Raw genomic sequence first — 1,506 nt, 5'->3', positions numbered from 1 at the left:
CGTCGGCGCCGGCGTCGTGTCGAAGATCACCGAGTAAAAGGCCTCAAGCCGCGAGCCTCCGCGAGGCGAGCATAGGCCAAACAAGACAGAACGGCCCCCGGAGCGATCCGGGGGCCGTTTTGCCGTCCGGGAACCCCCGGCCGGGATCGGGGGGGGCGAGACGCGCTTCGCCTGTCCGGGGTCGGGCGCGGTTAATCCGCAACTGTCCGGGGCGCCGGCTTGCGCGGAACCCGGATCGGGTCCCTACGTTCGCGTCTCGGACGTTAGGGATTGAGTAACCATGCGGCGCGCGCTTCGGACCGGACTGTTCATCGGCACCCTGATCGGCATGTCGGCCTGCGCCGCCGCGGGACCGTACGACGGCGGCGCGTCGGGCCCCTATGGCGGGGTCGAGGCGGGCCGCTCACGCTGATCGTCAAAGGAATTCGTGGCGGAGGGGGAAAAACCACCCTATCATTGATCTGGCGGACGCCGACTGTCGCGCCGCGTCGGTCTCGCTCCCCCTAGATGTTAGCTATCGCCATCGTCGTCGTACTGCTGCTCGTGGTGCTGAACGGCCTGTTCGCCATGACCGAACTCGCGGTCGTGTCCTCGCGCAAATCCAAGCTGCACAGCCGCTCCGAACGGGGCGACCGGGGCGCCCGGGCGGCGCTGAGGCTGGCCGAGGATCCGACCCACTTCCTGTCTGCGGTCCAGGTCGGCATCACCTTGATCGGGATCGCCGCCGGCGCCTACGGCCAGGCGGCCATCGCCGGCCAGCTAAACCTGATCCTGGAGACGGCGTTCCCGGGGGTCGCGGCCTATACGGAGGTCTTCTCGACCGTACTGGTCATCGTCTTCATCACCTATATCTCGGTGATCGTCGGCGAACTGGTGCCCAAGCGGCTGGCGCTGATCTTCCCCGAGGCGATCGCCTCCAAGATGGCGGCGCCGATCTCGACCCTGGCCATCGTGCTGAAGCCCTTCGTGGTGGTGCTGACCGCCTCGACCTCGGGCATCCTCAAGATCATGGGGGTCAAGGACCGCGACGGCACGGACGTCACCCAGGAGGAGGTCGAGACCATGATCGCCGAGGGGACGGCGTCGGGTCTGATCGAGCCGGAAGAGCAGGAGATGATCGAGGAGATCCTGCGCCTCGGCGACCGGCCCATCCGCGTCGCCATGACGCCCCGGCACGAGGTGTTCTGGATCGCGCTGGACGACAGCGAGGAACAGCTGCGCCAGGAGGTGCGGACCTGCCCCTATTCGCGCATCGTGGTGGCGCGGGAGAACGACGTCGATAACCCGCTGGGCGTGGTGCACAAGAAGGACCTGCTGGACAGCCTGCTGGACAATGGCGAGTTCAACGTCGAGCGGCTGGTGCAGACGCCGGCCTTCATCCCGCAGTCGACCTCGGTGCTGAAGGCGCTGGAGATCCTGAAGGCGTCCAAGGTCCACATGGCCTTCCTGGTCGACGAGTTCGGCGCCTTCGAGGGCGTGGTGACGGCCACCGACCTGCTGGAGATG

2 protein-coding genes are annotated in these 1,506 nt (G+C 67.2%); both read left to right on the top strand.

The window, feature by feature from the left end:
- Positions 1 to 280: 280 nt before the first annotated feature.
- The gene (locus V6M45_RS07015; protein ID WP_332654972.1) at positions 281 to 412 is read left to right on the top strand and encodes a hypothetical protein; all 132 of its coding nucleotides are present in this window, start codon (positions 281 to 283) and stop codon (positions 410 to 412) included.
- A gap of 95 nt (positions 413 to 507) precedes the next feature.
- On the top strand, positions 508 to 1,506 hold a 999-nt coding region (locus tag V6M45_RS07010; RefSeq protein WP_332654969.1), incomplete at its 3' end, for a hemolysin family protein.

It is taken from the genome of Brevundimonas sp. (assembly GCF_036676055.1).
GTDB lineage: Bacteria > Pseudomonadota > Alphaproteobacteria > Caulobacterales > Caulobacteraceae > Brevundimonas.
This window is presented reverse-complemented; position numbering and strand designations above follow the sequence as displayed.

What these genes read in the sequence shown, in the direction of transcription:
- V6M45_RS07015 (WP_332654972.1), top strand. Translation starts at nt 281, where the DNA reads ATGCGGCGCGCGCTTCGGACCGGACTGTTCATCGGCACCCTGATCGGC.